The organism is Georgenia alba (assembly GCF_042665525.1).
GTDB classification, from domain to species: Bacteria; Actinomycetota; Actinomycetes; order Actinomycetales; family Actinomycetaceae; genus Allobogoriella; species Allobogoriella alba.
Genome location: NZ_JBHTCQ010000001.1, coordinates 1,474,230 through 1,495,910, shown reverse-complemented (window position 1 = coordinate 1,495,910; position 21,681 = coordinate 1,474,230). Strand labels below are relative to the sequence as shown.

Here is a 21,681-nt window from a genome sequence, read left to right as displayed (position 1 = left end):
CTTTCCCGCCACCGGCCTCATCCCTTGAGGCCGGAGGTCTTGATCGATTCGATGATCTGGCGTTGGAAGATCAGGAACAGGACGATCGTCGGGATCGACGCGACGGTCGACGCCGCGAGGATGGCGCCCCAGGCGCCGGCGAACTCGCCCTGCAGCGACGCGATCCCGATCTGGACCACCCACAGCGAGGGATCGCGTGCCACGGTCAACGGCCAGAGGAACGCGTTCCAGGCGCCGAGGAAGACGAAGATCGCGAGCGCCGCCATGACCGGCCGGCTCAGCGGCAGCGCGATGCTCCAGAAGATCCGGAGCGGACCACACCCGTCCAGCCGCGCCGCGTCGTCCAGCTCGTCCGGGAGCGTGAGGTAGAACTGCCGGAGCAGGAACAGCGCGAACGCCTGGAACATCATCGGAGCGACGACGCCACCCAGCGACTCCAGCAGACCGAGCTCACGCACCACGAGGTAGAGCGGGACGATGATCAGCGGCACGGAGACGAAGATGGTGGAGAAGAACGCGAAGAACAGCGTGTCGCGACCGCGGAAGTGGAGTCGCGCAAGGGCGAAGGCCCCCATCGAGCTGAACACCAGCGTGCCGGCCGTCGCGGCAACCGCGACGAGGAGGCTGTTGCCCATGTAGCGCAGCAGCGGGACCTCCCCGAGCACGTGGGCGAAGTTCGCCAGGGTGGGCTCCGTGGCGATCGGTGATCCGTCGAAGACGGACCCGGCATCCTTGAAGGCGGCGAGCGCCATGAGGATCAGCGGAGCGGCGACGAGCAGTGCGAGCAGCAGGGTCAGCGCGCCCAGCAGGTGCGTGGTGCGTGGCCGGAGGCGGCGCCGGTCAGGCATGGTCGAACCGCCCTCCCCTGGTGGCGAGGAAGAGTGACCCCGTCACGGCCAGCAGGCTGAGGACCACGAGCGCGGACATCGCGCACGCGTAGCCGTAGTTGCCGTACTGGAACGCCTGCTCGTAGATGTAGAACATCACCAGCGAGGTCGAGTCCGCCGGCCCGCCCTGCGTCATGACGTAGATCAGGTCGAAGGCCTGCCCCCCGGAGACGGCGGCGACCGTGGCGATCATGAGGACGAAGAAGCTGGTGGGCTTCAGCAGCGGCCAGGTCACGTACCGGAACGACGCGACCGGGCCGGCGCCGTCGACGCGCGCGGCGTCGTAGTGCTCCTGCGGGATGTCGTTGAGACCCGCCAGGAAGATGATCATGTAGTAGCCCATGTAGAACCACACGCTCACCGCGATGACGGACCACAGGGCGTACCTGCTGTCCCCCAGCCAGGAGATGCCCTCGAGACCGATCAGCTCGAGGAAGCGGTTGACGATCCCGACCTTGTCCGTGAGCAGGAACTGCCAGACGAGGCCGATCACCACCAGGCTGACGACGTGCGGGAGGAAGAACGCCGCGCGTGCCGTTCCGTTGGCCAGCGACTGCCGCCGGGTCAGCAGGGCCAGACCGAGGCCGGTGAGGAACACGCCGGGCACCATGGCCACCACGTACACGACGGTGACCAGGACGCTTCGGCCGAAGTACGTGTCCCGGAACAGCTCGAGGTAGTTCTCGGCCCCGACGAACTCGTAGTTCCCGAAGCCGTCGACGCGGAACAGGCTCAGCACCACGCTCATCACGATCGGGACGCCCAGGAAGACGACGAAGCCCACGACGTTCGGTGCGAGCAGGAGGAGGGCAGCGTTCCGGTCGGAAGAGCGTCGACGCCGGGAGGGTCCCGCGACGGCAGTCATCGAACCACCTGGCCTGGAAGGGCTGAAAAGGTTTACATTTCGTAATCGTTTTCACGCTAGTGGGCGCTCTCCCGCAGTGTCAACGACAGGACGCCTCAGACGGTCCAGTCCTCCTCGACCGGAAGGATCTCGGGCTGCAGCGTGAGCGTGCGAGGGCCGCCCCCGTGCCCGCCGATACGGTCGATGAGCATGTCCGCCGCTCGGATCCCCATCTCGCGGGCAGGGAGACCGACACGGGTGATCCGTGCCGAGACCATGGTCGTGAAGGGCAGGTCGCCGATGATGGCGAACCCGAAAGCCGGCGGTACCGTGCCCGCCCGGGCGAGCACCTGGAAGGCTCCGATGCCCGACAGGTTGTTCCCCGCCACGACGGCGTCGATCTCGGCGCCGGTGCCCAGCAGGGCACGCATCGCCTCCCGGGCGCCGGCCACCCGGAAGTCACCGTGCTCCACGAGGGTCTCGTCGACCTCGAGACCGCGTTCCCCGTACGCCGCGCGCCAGCCGATGACGCGGTCGTGGGCGGAGCTGAGGTGGCTCGGGCCGGTCACCAGGCCGACGTGGCGGTGACCGGCGTCGAGCAGGGCGCCGGTGGCCATGCGGCCCGCCGCGACATTGTCCAGGAGGACCTCGTCGGCGCCGAGGTCCAGCTGGCGGTCGATCGCGACCACGTGCCGACCGCTGGCGACGTACGACAGCAGGTCCGGCGTCGGCCCGTTCGGGACGACGACGACGCCCGCCATGTTCTCGCTCACGGCGATCCGCAGGTACTGACTCTCCTTCTCGTCCTGGTCGTCGGTGTTGCACAGCACCACCGAGTAGCCGGCCCGCTGGGCGCTGTCCTCGACACCGCGCGCCATCGCGGTGAAGTAGGGGTTCTCCACGTCGGGGATGATCAGGGCGATGACCTCGGAGTGCTTCCTGCGCAGCGTGCGGGCCGCCCGGTTCGGGGAGAAGTTCAGGCGCCGTGCCGCGTCCCGGACGCGCTTGGCTCGGTCCGGCGAGACACGCTGGCCGTTGAAGACCCGGGACACGGTCGCGATGGAGACCCCGGCCGCCGCCGCCACGTCATGGATGTTCGAGGTCACCGGTGGCCCCCTGGAACGCTTGTAACGTTTTCATGCTAGTGCGCCCGACCGGCGACTCCTACGGTGCCGTGGGGGACGCGGCCAGCCGGACGCCGTACAGGCTCGTGGTGGCCGTCATGTAGAGCCAGTCGTGTCCCTCGCCGCCGAAGCAGAGGTTCGAGACGACCTCCGGCACCGCGATGTGCTCGAGGACCCGCCCGTCGGGGTCGAGGACGTAGACGCCGTCACCGGCGGAGCACCACAGCCGGCCGTCGTCGTCCACCCGGAGTCCGTCCACCGCGCCGACCGGCACGGTCGGCACGTCGCGGCCGTTCCTGCAGACGCCGTCGGCGACGTCGTAGGCGCGCAGGCCCGTCACCTCACCGGTGTCGGCGACGTAGAGGACGGACTCGTCGGGCGAGAACGCGAGGCCGTTGGGGTAGTCCATGTCGGTGACGACGGGCTCGGCCGCGCCGGTCGAGGGGTCGACGCGGAAGACGTAGCAGGCGCCGTACTCCATCTCGCCGGGGTGCCCCTCCCGGCCGCTCGGCTGGATGCCGTACGGCGGGTCGGTGAACCACACCGCCCCGTCACGCGCGACCACGACGTCGTTCGGCGAGTTGAACCGGCCTCCGGACCAACGCTCGGCGACGGCCTCGACGGCGCCGGCGACCTCTCGCTCGACGCGCCGGTTGCCGTGCGAGCACTGCACGACGCGACCGTCACGGTCGAGGGTCCGGCCGTTCTGGTAGCCGGCCGGTTGCGCCTGCACCTCGGTGGCACCGGTCGCGGGGTCGAACTCGAGGACCCGGTCGTTCGGGATGTCGCTGAACCGGACCACCTTCCGGTCCGGGATCCACACCGGCCCCTCGGTCCAGATGGCACCCGTGAACAGCTGCTCGACCTCGGCTCCTGCTGCGATGAAGGACGTCATAGGGGCAGTGTGGCATCGCGGACCGCCGTTGTCCGCGATGGCCCGTACGCTCGGGCGTCGTGTCAGGACCTCCCCTTTCTGCCCGCGCGCTGGGACGGGCGACGCTTGCCCGCCAGCTCCTGCTGGGCCGCGACGATCGCTCCGTGCCCGACGCCGTCGCGCACCTGCTGGGCCTCAACGCGCAGGAGCCGGACCTGCCGTACCTGGCGCTGTGGAGCCGGCTGGAGCGGGTCACGATCACCGACGTCACCCGCGCGATCGAGGACGGCACGCTGGTGCGTTCGACCCTCATGCGGTCCACCCAGCACGTGATGACGGCCGAGGACTTCACCCTGGTCCGGCCGGCCCTGGCGGGTCTGCTGCGACGCGTGCAGCGGAACACCTTCGGCTCGCGCACGCGCGGGATCGACCTCGGCGAGCTCGTGCGGGACGCCCGCGAGCTGCTCGCCGACGGGACCGTGCTGACCCGTCCGGAGCTGGGACGCCGCCTCGCGGCGAGCCGCCCGGGCGCGGACCCGACGGCGCTCGGCTGGACGGTCCAGTACCTCCTCCCGGTGACCCACCCGGCGCCGAGCGGCACCTGGCGCACCCGGGGCGCGACGCCCTTCGCGCTCCCCCGCGGCGCGCTGCCCGCCGAGGCGACGGCCGACGACGTCGCGACCCTGCTGCGGCGGTACCTGGCCGCGTTCGGCCCGGCGACGGTCTCCGACATGCGCGTGTGGTCCGGGATCAGCGGGCTGCGGGAGGTCGTCGCGGGCATGCGGCCCGACCTGCGGGTCCTGCGCGACGAGCGTGGCCGTGAGCTGCTGGACCTGCCCGAGGCGCCTCTGCCGGACCCGGACACCCCGGCGCCGGTGCGGCTGCTACCCGCGTTCGACGCGTTCCTCCTCGGCCATCACGACCGCACCCGGGTGATGAGCGACGACGTGCGCCGTCAGGTCTGCGTCGGCTCGGGCGTGGCGGCGACCGTGCTGGTGGACGGCACGGTCGCCGCCACGTGGGACCTCGTCGTCGGGGACGGCGCGGCCACCCTCACCGTCTCACCGTTCCGAAGGCTCAGCGCCGCCGAACGGGACGAGGTGGAGGCCGAGGCGCACCGGCTGCTGGCCTTCACCGACCCGGGAGCCGAGCACGACGTCCGGGTGGTGGGCTGAGCCGCGCGCCACCTGCCCACCCCGCCGCCGGTAATGCGCTTGCCGCCACGCGCCGGTCCCGGTGTGCTTGCCGCATGGCCTCCTTCGTCTCGCACACGTCCGTCGACTGCCGCAACGCCTACGAGCTGTCCGAGTGGTGGAAGCGGCTGCTCGACTACACCGACGATCCCGACGACCCCAACGAGCCGGGCGACGAGGAGTGCATGATCCTCGACCCCGGGACCGGTCATCGCATCCTCTTCATCGAGGTGCCCGAGGAGAAGACGGTCAAGAACCGCCTCCACTTCGACCTCCGGCCCCGCGCCGGGACCCGGGACGAGGAGATCCAACGGGTGCGGGAGATGGGCGCCGCGGAGGTCGCCGACCTCCGCGGCAAGTTCGGGCCGGGTACCGGCTGGGTGTGGTTCGCCGACCCGGAGGGCAACGACTTCTGCATCCTCCGGTCCGAGGAGGAGATGAGCCGCACGTGAGCGCACAGGTGACCACGCCTGCCGACCTGCGGAGCGTCGTCGACGCCCTGACGGAGGCGTTCGCGGGTCTCCCGGACGACGCCTGGGACCGGAGCGCCTACCGGCTCGCGTGGGACTGCCGGGACACTGCCGCCCACCTGCTCGACGACTTCGGCGCCTACGCCCTGCAGCTCTCGGGAGCCAGGCCGCCGCGCGAGGACTACCTGCGTCTGCTGGAGGGCCCGCCCCGCCGGGAGGGCAGCCCTCCGATGCTGTTCTGGCCCGACCCGGCGGGCGGCAGCCGGGTGATGGCCGAGTGCGTGGACGCCCTCGGCGGCCTGCTGGTGTCGGTCACCACCACGGCACCGCCCGACCGGCGCGGCTGGCACCCGCACGGCCTCGCGGACGCCTCCGGCTTCGCCGCGATGGGCGTGGTCGAGGGCGCGATGCACGGGTGGGACATCCTCACCGCGAACGGCGTCGACTTCGCGGTCGACGGCGAGATCGCCGACCGCACACTGACCAGGCTCTTCCCGGGCGCGCGACGCACCGTCGACCCCTGGCAGGACCTGCTGGCCGCGACCGGGCGGACCGACGCGACGCACGGGCGCCGGTGGCACTGGGACTGCAGCGTCAGGGAGTACTGAGCCCTTCGCCCGAGGTCAGGAGACCGCCTTCGCGACGAGTTCCGCGATCCGCTTCTCCCCGGCCTCGGTCAGCTCCGTCAGCGCGAACGACGTGGCCCACAGGCCGCCGTCGTCGTCGAGGTTGGCCTCGGTGCTGAAGCCGAACGTCGAGTACCGCTCCTTGTCCACCTGGCCGCTCCGGAAGAAGCACAGCGGCTTGCCGGCGCGGGCCCACGCCGGCTGGCCGTACCAGAGCTTCGGCGCCAGCTCGGGGGCCGCGGCGGTGACGACGCCGTGCAGCCGCTCCGCGATCTCCCGGTCCGGGGAAGCCATCTCGGCGATCTTCTTCAGCATCGCGGCCTCGTCGGCCGCCGCCTTCTTGGACCGGCTGCCGCCGCGCGACTCCGCCTTGATCTCCACGGCGCGCGCCTTCATCGCGGCGCGCTCCTCCTTCGAGAACCCGCGGGTAGCGGTCCCGGTCTCCTGCGATGTGCTCATGGTCCCTCTCCTCGTTCCGATGGGTGGTCACACGCTATGCGCGACCCCGAGGAGCGGGCTTCTCGATTCCTGACGGGTAATCGAAAGCCGGCGCGTGACTGGTCAATCCTCGCCCGGTGTCGCCTCGAGCAGATCGGCAAGACGATCGGCGAGTTCGGCCGCACCGCCGACGCCGCACCCGGCACCGCCGCGCATGGCCTCGCGGAGAACTGCCTCCAGCGGCCGGAACGGCGCCGCGCCGACGTCGGAGAAGGACTGCACCCGACCGCCTTCCACGGCTGCAAGGCGGTCGGCGAACGCAGCATCGTCGGGGTATGCGATCGGCACGAACTCACGGCGCGTGGCCACGCGAGCGCGCCCGACGGCTGACGGCCCTCGCAGCAGGCGTTGTATCGACCAAACGGAGGCACCGTCGACGCTTCGCGCAACGAGGCGATCGCCGAACGTCCCGGGGTCCGAGGCCAACAGCGAGGCCTCCCACGCTATGCCCCTGACCTCATCCTCATTCCGGCCGTACTTCAGCACGCCCTGGCCGAATTCGCCCTCGACCACCTCGGCAACCGAATGCCGGGAGTTCAGGGAACGGGTTGGCCGAATGTCGCCTACGCAGGCAGTCGCTGCCCGGAAGGCTCGCTCGCGTGACATCCCTGATGATCCCTTCGACCACTGGGCAAGGTCGCGCCATCGTACGTACCGGAGGCGCAGTCCTGTCGCTGCGCTGCCGCGGGTGGGAAGCCGTTTGGTGGAGCTAGCGGGACTCGAACCCGCGACCGTTTCGTTGCGAAGACGTCGGACGGCTGACGATCCGCCGTTTCGTGCGGGTTCTGGCGTTGCAGGCGTTGCTGGCAGCCCCGGGTAGCTCGTCGCGGGGTACCACGGGGGTACCAGGCTCCGACGGCGTCTCTTGGTGCAAAATGACGACTCCATCGTGCGACTTCAGCCTGGAGCAGGTCGCGGCGGGACCGGCGCGCCAGCGCCGCATGCCCGCCGCCTGCGCCGCGCGCGAAGCACGCTTGAGTCAGTAGAGAAAGTTCTCACGCAGAGGGCCTGGCGATCGGCCATCGCCACCATCGCCGAACATCACGCCTCAGCCAGCGTCGGGCGCAGGCGAGGCGTGCCGCAGAAGATCTCCAATCCGTGACACCGCCTCCTCGACGCTCTTGACGACCGCCTCGAAAGCCGCAATTGGTGCCAGTTCGGAGATTCCGAGCTCACCAATGACCGCCCTCGACTCCGAGTTGCTGAGGTGCGCCACACCCCCACGCGAACGAATCGCATACAAGTCCCGTAGGACCTTCGAGACATCGTCCTGGTCACCCAGTGACGCGAGCAACTTCCTAAGGAGGGAGAGCGACCTTTCGCCCTTCTCCGCGTCCTGGACTACACGCTTGAGGAGCTTCGAGTCGAGCCCGTCCACGAAGACCTTCGAAACGACCAGCAGCGGGCCGATGATGGCAGACGGGTCATCGGTGAGCGGACCCGTAAGTGACCGGTATTGAGGCTCGAGGTCCGCCGGTAGCGGGCGCCACAGCTCGCGTCCGAGACCCTGACGTGCCGCCTCGTTCGCCTTCGTACGCGCCCGCCGTAGGTCGCCTATCGGGTCCGGGGATGAGGCGATTTGGTTTAGGAAATCTCGACGAAATCGACCCTCTTCCATCTTGCCCTCTGGGGGAACATTGTACGTGCGCCAATGTCCCCACTCCTCCTCTGGAATCTTGGCACCGATGTCTCCGAGGTACACCTCCACGAGACCTGCGCTGTTGATCGAAATGTCGACTCCCCAAAGGCTGAGACAGGACAGCCTGAACGGAGTAACTTCGTATCGTCCAGGTTCCGACACGTAGTCCTGAAGCACCGCTCGTTTGAAGTATATCGGCGTGAGATAGTGGAGCCGAGAGTCGTCGAGGTCGTGGTACGACCCGAGCTCGTCAGGGTTGCAAGAATGGGTTAAGGGATTTCCCGTCTCCGGATCGACGCCATAGACGAAGTTTGGGAAGTCTGTCGCCGAGTGAGATCCCTCCCATCGGGGTCTCCTCGACGTATTCTGGCCTTCCAACACATACTGACCCAAGATCCGCGACATGGACGGACGGTCACTTCCGAATGTCGCGTCGTTAAGGGCGTGGAAGTCGACGCTCACCCAGTTTCGTTTGAAGGTGTCGTCCACTCGCACGAAGGGGTGACTGTCCAGTTTCGTCGTGTAGTCAACTTGAACGACAGCTGACTTTCTGCAACATTTGAGGAATGTCCGGAGTTCCAGGACTCGAACCTCCACCTTCCACGCCTCGTCTGTTCGCTCAAATCGAAGAAGTTGATGCTCGCGTCCGGCGGCACTCACGTAGTTCCATCCGTTGACAACTTCGAAGGCATCCCAGAACCAGAGGAACGGAAGCGCCACATCGATCTGGGGTAGGTTCGTTCCGGTAGCACGTCGCGCTTGGACAAGGAACGTGACCTCGGCGCCATACTCTTCTTCCGTAAGCCCGTCGACGTAGCCAGTACTACCATCGCTCGGCGTGGTCCAGACGCCGAAGGAGCCGAGTCCTCGTCCGATCCATGACGTTCCGCCGAGCGCTGACTCCTCGCTTCCCTCTGGGATCAGCACGCACCCACGACCTCCGTGCTCCAGCGGGGTATGCACATATTCATCGACCACTACCCAACCGGAAGGACTTGAGTCGATATCCTGAAGCCGGCTGGTTGGCCAAAGCGCGTCTGGATACTCACCTTCAGGGCGATTCCACAGACTCGCGAGGTCCGAGTGTTGGTCGGAGAAGTATCCAGGGATTTGCGGAGTGCTCACAACGCTCACAGTACGACGCAGGACCCACATGCGTGACCACAAATCGGCACGTCGCGTACCAATCTCATGACTGCCAAAGTCCACTGACGACTCAAGCCCGAGAAGGGCCCTCGGGCACGGTGCCCAGGCTGACAGGTCACCGACGTCAGATGCCCGTCAGAGCGGGAACCTGGCCAGCACCTTGTCCGCGAGTGCGTTAGTTCGTTCCTCGATGTCGGCAGCCGTCCAGGACTCCCGCTGAGCGAGCGTCGCGTTGAGCGTGAGCCCGTTCCGGTAGCCGATGTACCTCCCCGCGGAGTCTTGACGGTCACGCTTCTCGATGAATGATTTGTTGCCAAGATTGCTGTTGTAGGCCGTGATGGTGAGGTTCCCCAGCCTGTGCTTGTGCTCCTCCTGCACCTGCGCTGCCAACTCTGAGCCGCCGAGCATCTCCTGCCAAGCGGGCGGGAGGTTCTCCCCCTGGGGCAGGATGTGCTCGATCGTCCACACGAAGTGGTTCTTCTCCTGACGCCATAGGTCGACTGACGTCTCCTTGGTCATGCCGTCCTCGGCTAGCGTCGCGAGGATGAACCGGGCGACGTCGGTGTTCTCCTCGTAGATCCTGCCCAGCAGTCGGTCCCGGAAGACGCCATCACCAGCTGAAGCAGCGCTGAGTCTCCGAGAAACAACAGCAACGACATCGTCTCCGCGCGCACCGCCAACAGCGTCGATCGTGTCCATGAACAGCTTGGCGAGTGCGTACGTCGGCGGGTAGCCGGTTAGGTTCCGTCTCACGAAGAAGCTCGTGAGCCTGTCTACCGCGGTCTCGATATGGCCGGCAGTCAACTCGAGCTCATGCCGCTTCGACAACAGCCACATGACGAGGACGTAGGACGGCGCCCCCTGGGCACGCATGAGGCGTTGGAATGCCCGATCGAGAGATGTCGGCTGATCGACCTCGACGACGCAGTTGATGCGGCCGTAGATCTCGCTCGCGTCCACCAGCTTGTCGACGACACTCCGGAGGTCGCCCCCTAGCAAGGTTTCGTAGATCCGGATCAGCCGGGACTTCGTGGCGACCGTCGCGTTCGGCACGTCAGGCAGCTCCGACTTGAACGCGTTGTAGTAGTGCCGCAGAAAGCGCTCCTGGGTGGCGTAGTTATCACCCAGGTTCGTCAGCATCGCGTTCCAATGTTGGAAGGCCTCGTCGACGTGCATGATCCGCTTCTTCTCGGATTCGGCGAGGAGGTGGTTCTTGATGAGGTCGACCGGCGAGAGTGGCATGCCACGGTTGTTCAGCGACTCGAACAGGACGAACGCGTCGGCATGGCTCGCGACCTCGATCTTCACAAGAACCGCGCGTTTCGCTGCCTCGAGGACACGCAGCGCGGCAGCCGGTTGAGTGACTCCATCCTGCTCTGCGAGTCGCACGATCGCTGACCGGAAGTAGCGGTAGCACTTGGCCACCCTGCGACTCGGGAAGTACGCCTTCCACTCGCCCTTGATCGGCAGCCCTGCCTCTTCCAGTACGCGCCGGTAGTCCGCGAGGTTGCGTCCTTGCTTCTGCGGCGTCACCCGCGGCTGCTTGTCGGACTTGCGGACGAGCTGTCGACTCAGGTTGGTGACGTCTGTGCGAGTGTCCTCGTCGAGTTCGTCGATGTGCTCCTTGAGCACTGAGTAGCACGCGGCCAGGAGAAGGGTCAGCGTTGTGAGTCGTTGCTGCCCGTCGATGACCTCCAGGATGTTGCTCTGCAGAGTGTCGGTCGTCTGGTCGAGCGTGATGATGGTGCCGAGGAAATGTTGCCCGTCTGCCTCGATGAGGTCCTCGAACAAGTCTTCCCATTGCGGCTTCATCCAGGAGTACTCCCGCTGGTAGGGCGGTACTCGGTACATCACGTTGCCCTCGTGGCTGAACAGCGTGTGCACGGGGTACTGATTGGCCGACTTGATCATCAGGCAACTCCCGATTCGTTGATGATGTCGAGCGGTGGCAGGTTGTCGACGATCTTCATCGTCTCCAGGCTGACGGTGACGATGCGGGCGAGGAGGTCGATGATGTAGCGCGGGTCGCCGACTTCGCGGGACCAGTGGTTGGGGTTGTTGACGATGCCCGAGGGCTTGTCGGTCTTGATCCAGTAGCGATCGACCATCCACTCGATCGCTGAGCGAGAGCCGAGCTGGTAGCGGTAGGCCTCGTCAGGTATGCCCGTAAGCGTGATGTGGTCGTTGTAGTGGATGACTGAGCGGTCCTTGTCCCGTCCCTTGCCGCCGAAGCGCATCTTCTTGTCGCCGACGGCGTAATAGTCGTACGGATCGATCCACGTCGGCGGCTGCGCGGCCAGACCATCAAGTGGGTAGGGATCGACAGTCTCATAGCCGAGATGGAGCTCGCTCAACTTACGGCCGGCATCCGCGTAGCCGGTGAAGTCGGCAATTAACGGGATCCGCGGCAGCATCTTCTTCAGATCCGCCGCGTACGTCTCTCGGTACTCCGGCGAGTGCAGCAGGCCGTAGACGTAGAAGAAGACGCTGTCTTTCGAGATTGTCGAGCCGTATGCCGCGCGGAACCGCTTCAGTGTCTCGTCGGTGATGTTGTCGACCCGGCGATACCCGTCGACCACCCCTCCCACGCCACCAAGATCGAGCATCTCTGAGTCTTCGACCTTCTCGTAGCGCCAGCGCGGCAACACCTGACCGTTTTGGCCAGCTCCAAGCGCCTGAATGTCTGGGACAGCGTCAATCGCAAGGACTGCGAATTTTGCCGTTGCGCCCGGCCCCAACACGTATAGCCCAACATTCGCTGCTCCCTGACGCGGAGGGAATACGTCACGCGCCACCTTGGGTCGGTGGTACCACATCGTATCCGGGTAAAGGCGCACACGTTGGAACGGACGATATATCGCGCTCCGCGGCGCCTCCGAGACGAAGGCTAGTTCGGTTCTCTTGCTCAAGATTGACCGAAGGCTGTCGGTCCACTTTATGCGCCGCTCATCATTAGTGTCTTCACCCCGAAGCACCTCCGAGTATGTTTCGCACGCTAGACGCATGGAAGCTTGAAGCCGCTCCGACCCAAAGTTGTAGACCCAAGCATCCCTGCCAGTCTCAAGTCCTCTGCTTCGGGAATCGAAGAGCGCAGTGTCTTTCCCCTCCGAAGAGATGGGCATGAAGCGGGTGAAGTCGTCACGGCGTTGGTTGAGCCAGTCGCCGTGTTCGTTCGGAGTGATCCTGGTCGTGTGCAGGTCGAAGACGCTCCCTACGTCTGCGACTTTGCTGAGTTTCTGTTCAGCGGTGAGGTAGTCGCCGATGTCGGTGTAGTGGATGGTGGCGGGGCCGGTGTTGTTGGGGTCCTTGACGAGGAGAGTGATGGCAACGGTGGCACGGCTGCCGCCGCCAAAGACCTTGCCGCCCTCCTTGCGGGATTGTTCGCCTGCGGTGCGCTGGTTGCCGCGGAGGTTGTAGACGTAGATCGACGAGAACTCCTCGACGAGTGCCTTGCGCATGCCGTCGGCCGTGTTGGAGTCGAGGAAGCCGCCGTTGGTGACGTATGCGATCAGGCCTCGTTCGCCGATGCGAAGGGTTGCCCACTTGATCGCACGGATGTAGGAGTCGTAGAGCGAATTCTTCAGTGTGGCTGTCGAACGCTCGGCGTACGTCTTGCGGATCTCCTCGTCGAGCGAGGGGTACTTCTCGTTGGCGTTGTCGTCGTTGGCGGAGTCTTGACCCGAGGAGTAGGGCGGGTTGCCGATGATAACCGTGATCGGGAGCTTCTTGAGTCTCTGCAGGCGCTCGTTATTCTCGACGAAAATGCCAAGATCGGGGGTGTCGTCGGGCTCCCAGGACTGGAAGGTGTCGGTTAGGACGAGGCCCGGGAACTCCTTCTGCTCGCCGGCGAGGTAGGCGTACGTCGTCTCGATGTTGACCGTGGCGATGTAGTAGGCCAGCAGGAGGATCTCGTTGGCGTGGATCTCGTTCGCATACTTGCGGGCCAGATCGTGCGGCTTGATGAGTCCCGACTGGAGCAGCCGGACGAGGAAGGATCCGGTTCCCGTGAAGGGGTCGAGTATGTGGACGCCTTCGTCCGTGAGGCCCTGCCCGAACTCTTGGCGGAGCACGTCGTCGGCGGAGCGGAGGATGAAGTCGACGATCTCGACCGGGGTGTAGACGATGCCGAGCTTGTCGACGGTCTTCTTGAACGCGGTGGCGAAGAACTTGTCGTAGAGCTCGATGAGGATCTTCTGCTTGCCTTCGGCGTTGTCGACACCGGCGATGCGTCGTCGGACGGACTGGTAGAAGCCTTCGAGTGTGGCGTTCTCGGCGGCGAGCGGGTGCTCGTCCAGGCTGGCGAGCATCTTCTCCATGATCCGGGCCACGGGGTTGGTGTCGGCGAACGCGTATTCCTCGAAGAGCGCCTCGAAGACCGGGCGGGTGACAAGGTGCTGTGCGAGCATCTCGACCGCATCGTCGGATGTGATCGAGTCGTTCAGCGACTCGCGCAGCCCGGTAAGGAACGCGTCGAACTCCTTGGCCTGTGGCGAATCCGGGTCTGACAGGAGTCCGTTGATGCGGGTGATGTGGGCGTGAGCGATGTCGGCGACGTCTTTGGCCCACGTCTCCCAGTACCTCCGCTCGCCCACCTTCTGCACGATGCGGGCGTACATGGCGTCGCGGAACTCAGCTGGGAACTCGAGGGTGAGCTGTGCGTACTGCGGCTGCTCTCCGCCGCCCGCGATCTGCTCCACGTCGGCCGGTGGCGGAACCGTGTCGATGACGATGTTCGGTGGCGGCTGCTTGTTGAGCTCGATCTGGTTGATGATCGCGTGGAAGCGGTCGTCGTGAGAGCGCAGCGCCTGCAGAACCTGCCAGATCGTCCGGTACTTCTCATTGTCCTTGAGCGCCTCCTCCGGAGGCGTACCGGACGGGATCACGGCGGGCAGGATGATGTAGCCGAACTGCTTGCCGGGCGACTTTCGCATCACTCGACCCACGGACTGCACGATGTCCACCTGTGAGCCGCGGGGCGTGAGGAACAGGACGGCGTCCAGCGCGGGGACGTCGACGCCCTCGGAAAGGCAGCGCGCGTTGGTCAGTACCCGGCAGACGTCGTCGGGTGTCTCGGCCCTGAGCCAGGCGAGGTGGGCGTTGCGTTCGTGGATACCCATTGTGCCGTCGACGTGCTGTGCCTCGACCTTGAGCGCGGTGCCGCCGTCGGGCACGTCGAGGAGGGCACGGTCGACCATGGCGGGAAACGCCTGGGCTGCGGCCCTCGATGACTTGATGTCCTTGGCGAACGCGACGGCCATCCGCATCGGCGGGTTTGTCCCGAGCGGCTGCGGGTCGGAGAGGTCACCGCGGCCCTGGTTCTTGGACAGCCCGCTCCAGCAGCCGATGAGCTTGGCGGCGTCGTCGAGGGCGATCTCGCCGTTCTGGGCCATGGTCTGCTGGAAGTTCTCGGCCACGTACTTCTCGTCGACGGCGAGGACGACGACTTTGTAGTCGGTGAGCAGATTGGCCTCCACGGCATCGCCGAAGCCGAGGCGGTGGAGCTCCGGGCCGAACATCGACTCGTCGTTCATATCGGCCAAAACCGCGTCGGTGTCCTTGGCCTTCTTGTGCACGTCCTCGCCGAACACCCGCGGCGTGGCCGTCATGTAGAGGCGCTTCTTCGCTCGTAGGCGGTTCTGGTCGTGCACGCGCACGAACGCTGACTCGTCTGCTCCTGACAACGTCACGCCGGTCGTGCGATGGGCTTCGTCGCAGATCACCAGGTCGAACTCCGGTAGTCCGCGCTTCTGGGCCTCGATGACCACGTCGATCGACTGGTAGGTGGCGAAGACGACCGTCATGCGCTCCTTCGCATGGCGGCCCTTCCGCCAGCGGGTGATGAGGGTCTCTGCGTCCGTCGTGGCGGGCTCGGTCAGGTCGATGGTCGACATGTCGGCGTCGTCGGTGTTCACCTTGCGACCGACACGGACGTCCGAGCAGACAGCGAACGGGCGGATGTCGACGGAGGTATTGGCCATCCACTCGCGAAGCGACTGGGAGAGCAGCTGGATGGACGGCACGAGGAAGAGGACCGAACCGCCGACGCCGACTAGATCCTCCGCGATGCCGAGCGCCGTGAACGTCTTACCCGTGCCACACGCCATGATGAGTCGACCGCGGTCATGGGTCGCAAGGCCCTCGCGGACGTCTTCCAGCGCCCGCTGCTGGTGCGGCCGGAGCGTCTTCGGACCCGTCGGGACGACGACCTCCGGAGTCTCCCACCGGAACTGGCCCCAATCGATCTGCGCATCCGCGAGGTACTGAATGTCCACTCGCTGCACGGGCACTGTCTGGCCAGCCAGGGTGTCGCCGGCGTTCTTGGACCAGGCCTTCGCGGTGTCGAAGATGTACCGCTCGACGAACCCGACCTTGCTGGATGCACTCAGGAACGAGTCGATCTCAGCCTTCGGCACGGTCCGCTCGGGGTCGTAGAACTTGGCCTGGATGGCGGCCAGATCGTCGGTGTCCCGACGCTTGGCGACGAGATCGATTCCGGTGTCCGGACGGCCCTCGCGACCGGGCCACTCTGACCACAGCCAGACGTCAGAGAACTTCGCCGTCCACTCGGGATCAGCCTTCAGGTACGCCTGGATGAGCCGCTCGAATTTGTCGCCCTTGTCGCGCGGGTCCAGCGCGGTGGACCACAACTCGTCCAGAGTTTCGTGGATCGTCGTCGACATAGGGGCATCTTGGCGCACGTTGTGCGGCTATGGCCGCGATTCGCCCCGCGCTTGCTCCAGACCAGTGCCGCTGACCTGGGAAGATGCCCGCAAACTTGTCAGGCCATGCCCCGGACGAAATCGTCGATCCGCCTGTTTCGACGCCTGATGAAGTCGTTGCTGGCCTCGACGTACGCGATGTAGTCGTCGACCGTCCTGGGCACGGCTGGTGTGCGGAAGTCGTCGAAGTGGTGGAAGAAGCGGATCGTGGCCCCGTCGTCCTCGACGAGGTCTTGCAGGAGCCAGAAGTCCACGTAGCCGCTGAAGTCGCCAAACAACCCGAAGAAGTCGGAGTACCGCTGCAGGACGTCCGCGAGCTTGTTGTCCTCGCCGGCATAGTGGCGGCGGATGCACTCGAGCGTGAGGTCGAATCGGTCGGCGATGGACGGATGAAACCCGCGGGCTCCGTTGAGGTTCTGCTTCCCGTTGATCCTGACGCCGGGGAAGAGGATGGCGCTGCCCATGGTGTAACCCAGGTCGGCGGGTCGGACTTCCGGCGCGATCTGTTGGATGACGCGACCTGCCTTGTGCACGAGGTTGGTCGTGATCGCGTCACTCGTCAGGCGGAACTCGCCGCGGGAGGAGCGGTGGACCAGGTACTCCCCGCGGACGGTCGGGTCGAGGTCGAAGATCTCGCCGGACGGGAGTGGCTTGCTCCACAGCATTCGGTGGTATCGGCGAAGAGTCGGACTGAGCGCATCCGGGTCCTTGCCGGGCGGGGTGTCCGTTGCGAAATCGAACGACGTGTCGATCGGTCCGACCATCTTTGGCCTCCTGGCTGACGGTGGGCTGCCGCCGACGATAGCCAACCATGACGAAACCCGCCTCGATCGCTGCGTTTCCGCAGGTGAGGCGGGTGCCGGTTCGGTGGAGCTAGCGGGACTCGAACCCGCGACCTTCTCATTGCGAACGAGACGCGCTACCAACTGCGCCATAGCCCCGTGATGCTCCGGAGAGCAGGGACCACCATAGCACCGGGCCGGCGGCCCGAGGGAAGCGAGCGACGCCTCGCCCGGCGCGGCGTACGTCACACCGGAACGGTCAGGCTGATCCACGTGTCGGGAGGAAGGTCAGGGCGTCCGGGTACGGCGCGGTGCTCCTCGGTCCAGGCGGATCCTGCCGCGTCGGTGGCCGCCGCGCGCCAGAAGGCCACGGCCCGGGTGTTGACGTCCTGGAAGGCGACCTCCCACCGGCCCGGGAACTGGGCGAACAGCTGCCGGACGCCCGCGAGCCCCACGCCCGCACGGCGGGCGGCGGCGACCACGAAGTAGCTGTTGAGGACCCGGACCTCGCCGCGGACACCGCGCACGAGGGCGAGACCCACCGGCGCCTCGGCCCGCCACAGCAGGTAGGCGCGCCAGTCGGGGTCGCCGCTCAGGGCCGACCGCAGCCGGTCGTCCCGGAACCGGCCGCGCGGGTCGGGCACGGCCCCCGTCCAGGCGGACATGTCGTGCCGGAAGAGCAGCCAGAGATTTCCCAGGGCCTCGTGGTCCTCGGGACGGGCGGCGAGCAGAGTGACAGGTGATGTGGTGGTCATACGAGAGAACCTCCCGGCCTGTCGGCTCGGGAGGTTCTCGATGGGGTCATTCTCCCACGTGCCGCTAGGCGCCCGCAGCCCGACGGCGCGCGAGCACCTCGTCGAGGTCGAGCGCCGGGGAGGGCTGCTCCTCCGGCGCCGGGGCCGGGGACGCCTCGCTGGGGCGCTGCGGCACCGCGGCGGACGGCGCCTCCTCCTGCGCCGCGTAGGGCGCGACCTCGCGGCGCGGGGCGAGCGGCTTGAGGGTGTACGACGGCGCAGGCACCGGGACGGGCGTCCATCCGTCCTGCGACTGCGGCACTGCTGCGGGCGCCGGGACCGGCTCGGCCTGGGGCACGGCGCGCGCCTCGGCCTCGGCCACACGGGCGCGGTCGGACTCCTGCTGCGGCTCCTCGGCCACAGTCTCGTCTGCCGGATCCTTACGTGCCGGCTCCTCGCGGGCGACATCCGCCGTCGGGGCGTCCGTGGTGAGCGTGCGCTCGGCAGCGCGTCCCGGGCGCGACCCGTCCCCTGAACGACTCTTCACCGTCGGAGCCGGGACCCGCGCGACGGTGCGGTGCTCTCCGTCGCGGCGAGAGAGGTCACGCAGGCGCTGCTCGAGCCGCTTCATCTCGGCCCGGTCGCGCCGGTCGTTCGCGCGGGCACGCACGGCGGCCCGGCGGCCGAGCACCAGGACCGTGACAAGCAGCACCGTCGGGGCCACGGCCACCGCCCAGTGCAGCGAGGTCAGGCTGGTCGCGGTCCAGGCGCCTGCGGTCGCGAGCAGCAGGACCGTCGTCAGGACCAGGCGGCGCCTCGCCGCTGCGGCACGGCGGGAGAGTCGGGCTGCCCGGGCGGCGCGCGCGGCGGCCAGGGCGCGGGCGTCCTCGCCGACGCGCTCGCCGCGGGCTCGAGGCGATGTCATGGTGGCCTCCGGTCGTCGGACGTTGCGTGCGTGCAGGTACGGCCTGGCCTGTTCGGCGTGACCCCGGGACCGTGCCGCCTCCCGTTGCTCGGAACCGGTGGCCAGGATCCTCAGCTCACCGGAGAACCGGTCCTCCACGCGGGAGTCGAGCAGCAGCTGCCGGGACCGCACCAGGTGCGGCAGCAGGTAGCCGAGAAGGATCAGGGTCAGTGCTACCGCCACGTATCCCTGAAGCTCCACGGTCCAACGCTAGGTGCGCCGGACGGCCATGGCGTCGACCCCGCGCCGGTGTGTCTTACATGCTTGTCATTCTCTGCTCGCGGCCTGCTCGCGCAGGCGGCGCACCAGGCCGCCGGGCACCTCGTCGACGGTGAGGGCGAACGAGCGGTGGTCGCGCCACTCGCCGGCGATGTGCAAGAACCGCCGGCGCAGCCCCTCGTCCCGGAAGCCGAGCTTCTCCACCACGCGCAGCGACGCCGCGTTCTCCGGGCGGATGTTGATCTCGATCCGGTGCAGCCCGAGCTCGAACCAGGCGTAGTCGCTCGCCATCGCGACGGCGAGCGGCACCAACCCCCGGCCGGCCACGTGCTCGCCGATCCAGTACCCGATGGACGCCGACCAGAACGAGCCGCGCGTGATCGAGGAGACGGTCAGCTGACCGACGAGCTCACCATCCACCTCGATCACGAACGGCAGCGCGTCGCCGGAGCGGGCGTGGGCGTCGAGGTCGCGCACGTAGGCGCGGAAGGAGGGGGCCGGGCCGATCGTCGGCGACGTCGCCTCCCACGGCTCGAGCCAGGCGGCGTTGCGGCGGCGCAGCTCGGTCCAGGCCGTGCGGTCCCGGCGCCGCAGGGGCCGGAGCGTGACCGGGTCCTCCACCAGGACCACCGGCCACCGGACCCGGCTCGCGCTCATGGCCTCATGCGTCCAGCAGCAGGCAGTGGAGCCGCTCCCCGGGCTCCACGGCGTCCATGTCCTCCGGCACCACGGCGAGGGCGTTCGCCCGGGCCAGTCCGGTGAGCAGCAGCTTGTCGGCCGCGCCGACGGGCTCGGCGCGGTACCCCTCCCGCGGACTGCCGGTCAGGCGCACCCGGACGAACTCGCGCCGCCCGTGCGGGCTCTGCCACCCGGTGACGACCTCGGCCTTGACCGAGTCCCGGTACAGGTCCGAGTAGCCGGCCATGGACAGCAGCGCCGGGCGGACGAAGGCCTCGTAGGCCACCTGGACCGCGACGGGGTCGCCGGGCAGCGCGAAGATCGGCGTGCCCTCCCCGATGTGCCCGACGCCGAGCTGCCGGCCCGGCCACATCGCCACCGCGTCGAAGCGGACCGTGCCCAGCGGCGCGAGCACCTCCTTGACCGTGTCGTTCGCGCCGTAGCTCAGACCCCCGGTGGTCAGGATGAGGTCGGCACGCACGAGCTGGTCCTCGAGCGTCTCGCTCAGCTCACGGCGCCCGTCCGGGACCGCGGCCACGCGGAAGGTGGCTCCGCCGGCGTCCTGGACCGCCGTGGCGAGCGCGTGCCCGTTGGCGTCGTACACCTGGCCCGGGGCCGCGGCCTTGCCGGGCTCCACGAGCTCGTCGCCGATGGAGACGATCACCACGCGTGGCCGGGGGTGGACGCTGACCCGGCCCCGGCCCGCCGCGGCCAGCAGTGCGATCTGGCGGGCGCCGACCCGCTCGCCGGCCGGCAGCACGATCTCACCGGCACGCAGGTCCTCCGCCCGGCGCCGGACGTTCTCTCCCGGCTCGACGGCGGCACGCACCGCCACCTCGGCGTGCCCGAAGTCGGTCTGCTCCACCGGCACGACCGCGTCGGCACCGCCCGGCATCGCCGCACCGGAGGCGATCCTGACCGCCGTGCCCGCGACCATGCGGATCGGGTCCACCGACCCGGCACGGACCTCGTCCAGCACGCGCAGCGTCACCGGCTCGCGGTGCGTGGCCGCTGCCACCTCCGCGGCGTGGACGGCGTAGCCGTCGAGCGCGGCGAGATCCGCCGTCGGGAGGTCCGAGTCGGCGACGACGTCCTGCGCCAGCACGCAGCCGACGGTGTCGGGAAGCAGGACGTCGAGCGGGGGCAGCGGACCGACGGCCGCCAGGCACGCGGCTAGGTGCTCCTGGACGCTCTTCACGGGATCGCCGAGGTCTGCGCGGCCCGGTCCTCGGGCGTCGATCCGAGCGTGATGCGCCGGGCCTCGACCCAGGAGCCGAGCCACTCCGTGAGGTCCGCGCCGAGGTCGTCGCGCTCGGCGGCGATCCGGATGACGGCCTTGAGGTAGTCGAGCTTGTCACCGGTGTCGTAGCGCCGCCCGCGGAAGACGACACCGTGGACCCCTCCGCCGTCGGCCGGGTCCATCTCGGCCAGGGTCTGCAGCGCGTCGGTCAGCTGGATCTCGTCGCCGCGACCGGGCGGGGTCTGCTCGAGGACTCCGAAGACCGCCGGGTCGAGCACGTACCGCCCGACGACGGCGAGGTTGGACGGCGCCGCACCCGTGCGGGGCCGGCCGGCGATCTCGCGGACCGCGACGACGTCGCCGTCCGCGAGGCTGCCCACGGTGACGTCGACGGGTTCGACGACGGCCACGTCGCAGCCCTCGGTGTCCTCGGCGTCGACCTCGACGAGTGCGACGACGGAGCCCCCGAGACGTTCCTGGACGGCGACCATGTCGATGAGGAGCGGGTCGCGCGGGTCGATGAGGTCGTCGCCGAGCAGGACGGCGAAGGGCTCCCCGGCCACGTGGTCCTTGCCCTGCAGCACGGCATGGCCGAGGCCGAGCGGTGCGCCCTGGCGCACGAAGTGCATGCGCGCCAGCGAGGAGGACCGCCGAACCGCGGCCAGCCGCGCGGCGTCGCCCTTCTTCTCCAGTGCGGCCTCGAGCTCGGGCGCACCGTCGAAGTGGTCCTCGATCATGCTCTTGCCGCGGCCGGTGACCACCACGACGTCGTCGAGCCCGGCCTCGGCGATCTCGTCCACCACGTACTCGATCGCCGGCTTGTCCACGACGGGCAGCATCTCCTTGGGGACGGCCTTCGTGGCTGGGGCGAATCGGGTGCCGAGGCCGGCCACCGGGACCACGGCCTTGCGGGCACGGCGGCCGGTCAGGTTCGCAGACATGCTCCGAGGTTATCGGCCCGGTTCGAGTGGCCAGCGCGAGCACCGGCCTGCGAGACTGACGGCATGCACCGCGCGCAGGTGACCTTGCCAACGACGGACGGTC

The 21,681-nt window shown here is 67.8% G+C and carries 18 protein-coding genes and 1 tRNA gene; 3 read left to right on the top strand and 16 right to left on the bottom strand.

Features of this window, described 5'->3' with window-relative positions:
* Positions 1-17: 17 nt before the first annotated feature.
* The 4 genes from ACFQQL_RS06875 to ACFQQL_RS06860 all read right to left on the bottom strand — a co-directional run bounded on the left by ACFQQL_RS06875 (position 18) and on the right by ACFQQL_RS06860 (position 3,750).
* A complete protein-coding gene (locus tag ACFQQL_RS06875; protein ID WP_382392592.1) occupies positions 18-848 on the bottom strand; it encodes a carbohydrate ABC transporter permease in 831 nt (276 codons plus the stop codon).
* A complete protein-coding gene (locus tag ACFQQL_RS06870; RefSeq protein WP_382392590.1) occupies positions 841-1,752 on the bottom strand; it encodes a carbohydrate ABC transporter permease in 912 nt (303 codons plus the stop codon). The genes ACFQQL_RS06875 and ACFQQL_RS06870 overlap by 8 nt, the downstream gene beginning before the upstream one ends.
* Before the next feature lie 95 nt (positions 1,753-1,847).
* On the bottom strand, positions 1,848-2,837 hold the full coding sequence (locus tag ACFQQL_RS06865; RefSeq protein ID WP_382392588.1) for a LacI family DNA-binding transcriptional regulator: 990 nt from the start codon (positions 2,835-2,837) through the stop codon (positions 1,848-1,850).
* A 58-nt stretch (positions 2,838-2,895) separates the two neighbouring features.
* A complete protein-coding gene (locus ACFQQL_RS06860) occupies positions 2,896-3,750 on the bottom strand; it encodes an SMP-30/gluconolactonase/LRE family protein (protein ID WP_382392586.1) in 855 nt (284 codons plus the stop codon).
* A gap of 59 nt (positions 3,751-3,809) precedes the next feature.
* On the opposite strand from ACFQQL_RS06860, the gene ACFQQL_RS06855 reads away from it, so the two are divergent.
* The 3 genes from ACFQQL_RS06855 (at position 3,810) to ACFQQL_RS06845 (ending at position 6,000) form a co-directional block, all read left to right on the top strand.
* Positions 3,810-4,904, top strand: a complete 1,095-nt coding sequence (locus ACFQQL_RS06855) for a winged helix DNA-binding domain-containing protein (protein WP_382392584.1) — start codon at positions 3,810-3,812, stop codon at positions 4,902-4,904.
* Positions 4,905-4,978: 74 nt separating this feature from the next.
* Complete coding sequence (locus tag ACFQQL_RS06850; protein WP_382392582.1) at positions 4,979-5,374, top strand: VOC family protein; 396 nt, start codon at positions 4,979-4,981, stop codon at positions 5,372-5,374.
* Positions 5,371-6,000, top strand: coding sequence for a maleylpyruvate isomerase N-terminal domain-containing protein (locus tag ACFQQL_RS06845; RefSeq protein ID WP_382392580.1), 630 nt, complete (start codon positions 5,371-5,373; stop codon positions 5,998-6,000). The genes ACFQQL_RS06850 and ACFQQL_RS06845 overlap by 4 nt, the downstream gene beginning before the upstream one ends.
* A gap of 15 nt (positions 6,001-6,015) precedes the next feature.
* Here the strand turns inward: ACFQQL_RS06845 and ACFQQL_RS06840 are convergent, their stop codons facing one another.
* From ACFQQL_RS06840 to ACFQQL_RS06785, 12 genes are all read right to left on the bottom strand, one after another.
* Positions 6,016-6,477 (bottom strand): DUF1801 domain-containing protein, encoded by a 462-nt coding sequence (locus tag ACFQQL_RS06840; RefSeq protein ID WP_382392578.1) that lies wholly within the window; start codon positions 6,475-6,477, stop codon positions 6,016-6,018.
* Positions 6,478-6,579: 102 nt separating this feature from the next.
* Positions 6,580-7,029, bottom strand: coding sequence for a hypothetical protein (locus ACFQQL_RS06835; RefSeq protein WP_382392576.1), 450 nt, complete (start codon positions 7,027-7,029; stop codon positions 6,580-6,582).
* A 535-nt stretch (positions 7,030-7,564) separates the two neighbouring features.
* A complete protein-coding gene (locus ACFQQL_RS06830; RefSeq protein WP_382392574.1) occupies positions 7,565-9,082 on the bottom strand; it encodes a hypothetical protein in 1,518 nt (505 codons plus the stop codon).
* A gap of 354 nt (positions 9,083-9,436) precedes the next feature.
* On the bottom strand, positions 9,437-11,212 hold the full coding sequence (locus ACFQQL_RS06825; RefSeq protein WP_382392572.1) for a DUF262 domain-containing protein: 1,776 nt from the start codon (positions 11,210-11,212) through the stop codon (positions 9,437-9,439).
* A complete protein-coding gene (locus ACFQQL_RS06820; RefSeq protein WP_382392570.1) occupies positions 11,212-15,981 on the bottom strand; it encodes a DEAD/DEAH box helicase in 4,770 nt (1,589 codons plus the stop codon). The genes ACFQQL_RS06825 and ACFQQL_RS06820 overlap by 1 nt, the downstream gene beginning before the upstream one ends.
* Before the next feature lie 98 nt (positions 15,982-16,079).
* The gene (locus tag ACFQQL_RS06815) at positions 16,080-16,784 is read right to left on the bottom strand and encodes a DUF6994 family protein (RefSeq protein ID WP_382392568.1); all 705 of its coding nucleotides are present in this window, start codon (positions 16,782-16,784) and stop codon (positions 16,080-16,082) included.
* Positions 16,785-16,888: 104 nt separating this feature from the next.
* A tRNA-Ala gene (locus ACFQQL_RS06810) sits at positions 16,889-16,961 on the bottom strand.
* An 86-nt stretch (positions 16,962-17,047) separates the two neighbouring features.
* A complete protein-coding gene (locus ACFQQL_RS06805) occupies positions 17,048-17,557 on the bottom strand; it encodes a GNAT family N-acetyltransferase (protein WP_382392566.1) in 510 nt (169 codons plus the stop codon).
* 64 nt (positions 17,558-17,621) lie between these two features.
* Positions 17,622-18,701, bottom strand: a complete 1,080-nt coding sequence (locus ACFQQL_RS06800) for a hypothetical protein (RefSeq protein WP_382392564.1) — start codon at positions 18,699-18,701, stop codon at positions 17,622-17,624.
* A 66-nt stretch (positions 18,702-18,767) separates the two neighbouring features.
* Positions 18,768-19,376: a GNAT family N-acetyltransferase gene (locus tag ACFQQL_RS06795; RefSeq protein WP_382392562.1), complete on the bottom strand. Its 609-nt coding sequence runs from the start codon at positions 19,374-19,376 to the stop codon at positions 18,768-18,770.
* 4 nt (positions 19,377-19,380) lie between these two features.
* Complete coding sequence (locus ACFQQL_RS06790) at positions 19,381-20,595, bottom strand: molybdopterin molybdotransferase MoeA (RefSeq protein WP_382392560.1); 1,215 nt, start codon at positions 20,593-20,595, stop codon at positions 19,381-19,383.
* Positions 20,592-21,578: a UTP--glucose-1-phosphate uridylyltransferase gene (locus ACFQQL_RS06785; RefSeq protein ID WP_382392558.1), complete on the bottom strand. Its 987-nt coding sequence runs from the start codon at positions 21,576-21,578 to the stop codon at positions 20,592-20,594. The genes ACFQQL_RS06790 and ACFQQL_RS06785 overlap by 4 nt, the downstream gene beginning before the upstream one ends.
* Positions 21,579-21,681 lie beyond the last annotated feature (103 nt).